Origin of the sequence: Micromonospora sp. BL1 (assembly GCF_003667485.1) — a bacterium.
GTDB classification, from domain to species: domain Bacteria; phylum Actinomycetota; class Actinomycetes; order Mycobacteriales; family Micromonosporaceae; genus Micromonospora; species Micromonospora tulbaghiae.
This window is the reverse complement of sequence record NZ_RCVK01000058.1, coordinates 1-1,821: the sequence shown is the minus strand read 5'-3', so window position 1 is coordinate 1,821 and position 1,821 is coordinate 1. Positions and strand designations below refer to the sequence as shown.

Genomic DNA, 1,821 nt, shown 5'->3' with positions numbered 1-1,821 from the left:
GATCAAGGACGTGGCGGAGGCGGGCGGCGAGCTGGGCTCGGACCAGGTCGGGGACGTGGGCGGAGATGTCGCCGCCCCACTTCGCCACGTCCTTGATCAGGCTGGACGAGATGAACGAGTAGAGCGGGTTGGTCGGCATGAACAGCGTCTCCACGCCGGCCAGGCCGATGTTCATCTGGGCCATCTGCAGCTCGTAGTCGAAGTCGCTCACCGCACGCAGGCCCTTGATCAGCACACTCGCCTGCTGCGCCCGGCAGAAGTCGACGAGCAGGCCGCGGAACGACTCCACCCGGACGTTGTCGTACGAGGCGGTCACCTCGTGGAGCATGTCGATCCGCTCCTCGACCGTGAACAGGCCCTGCTTCGACTGGTTGACCAGCACTCCGACGATCACCTCGTCGAACAGCCGGCTGGCCCGGCCGATGATGTCGAGGTGTCCGTTGGTGACCGGGTCGAACGAGCCCGGGCAGACCGCACGTCTCATGATCGGCGACCGTACCAAAGAGTGGTCTCGCCGTAACGTCTGCTGCGCTCCGGAGTGACACCTTCCACCCACGCGACCGGTCCGGTACGGCTGGACCGCTCGACGACCACGAGGGCGTCCGGGGCGAGCCAGCCGCCGTCGACCAGGGCCGCCAGCATCGCGGTGATCTCGGCGTCCGGCACCGCGTACGGCGGATCGGCGAACACCACGTCGTACGGCCCGTCGGTGGGCCCGGCCGCCAGCACAGTGGCGACCTTGCCGGTGACCAGGCGCGCGGCCGGCGCGGCCCGCAGCGCGGCGATGTTCTCCCGGATCACCCGGGCGGCCCGCGCGTCGGACTCGACGAGCAGCACGTGGGCCGCGCCCCGGGACAGCGCCTCCAGACCGACCGCGCCGGAACCGGCGTACAGGTCGGCGAAGCGCGCCCCGTCCAGGTCGACGTGGGAGTGCACGGCGCTGAACAGCGCCTCGCGGACCCGGTCGGAGGTGGGCCGGGTGCCGGCACCCGGTGGCGCGGCGATCCGCCGGCCGCCGAGCGTGCCGGCCACGATCCGGGTCACCGTCGCTCCCTGCGCATGCCCCGACGCTACGCGACGCCGGGAGGCGTGGACGAGGTACCCGGCGCGACGATCCGTGACTCGACGTGCATCAATGATCTCGAATGCATAACGGACCCTTTACGACCCTTCGATCATGGTGACGCCCGCACTGTCGATCTCGCTAGGGTCTGGCCCGATTGCCGAGCGGACGCGTGGCTTCGGCCCCTCCGCCCGGCCTCTCCCATCCTCCCCTCGTCAGGAGTAGGCGTGAACCGTCTCCACCTCCGGCGTGCCGCCGTCCTCACCGCCGGCACGCTGCTCGGCCTCGCGGGCGTCGCCACCGTCGCCGGCCCGGCCGCCGCCCACCACCCCGAGCCGTCCGGCAGCTACTGCGCCACCGAGAACGGCACGGTGACCGTGACCTGGTCGGTGATCGGCAGCGAGACCGACATCTCCGGCCGGATCATCAAGATCGAATCCACGGTGCCCGGCGCGATCAGCGGCGGCCTCGCGGTCGGCGCGGAGCTGAAGCCGGCCGGCCAGGGCCCGCTGACCGGCACCCAGACCCACACGTTCGCCGGCCCGGTCCCGGAACTGAAGCTGACCGTCGGGGCGCACTGGGAGCGGGGACGCAAGTCGCACGACGGCGAGCGGACCGTGACGGCCCGCCCGGGACGGAACTGCGCGACGCAGAGCCCGTCGCCCTCGCCCAGCACGCCGCCGAGCGCCAGCCCTTCGCCGAGCACGCCCGCCTCGCCGACCCCGACGCCCTCGGCGTCCGTCCCGCCGAGCCCGTCC

General features: G+C 72.1%; 2 protein-coding genes and 1 pseudogene. 1 reads left to right on the top strand and 2 read right to left on the bottom strand.

Annotation, left to right across the window (positions count from 1 at the left end):
• The coding region (gene coaD / locus EAD96_RS00305) for a pantetheine-phosphate adenylyltransferase (protein ID WP_121682866.1) at window positions 1–484 on the bottom strand (484 nt) is incomplete at its 3' end.
• The gene (gene rsmD / locus EAD96_RS00300; protein ID WP_121682865.1) at window positions 481–1,044 is read right to left on the bottom strand and encodes a 16S rRNA (guanine(966)-N(2))-methyltransferase RsmD; all 564 of its coding nucleotides are present in this window, start codon (window positions 1,042–1,044) and stop codon (window positions 481–483) included. The genes rsmD and coaD, both read right to left, overlap by 4 nt.
• A gap of 246 nt (window positions 1,045–1,290) precedes the next feature.
• Between rsmD and EAD96_RS00295 the strand changes: the two are divergent.
• Window positions 1,291–1,821 (top strand): annotated as a pseudogene (locus EAD96_RS00295) (cell wall anchor protein); the annotation flags it as partial.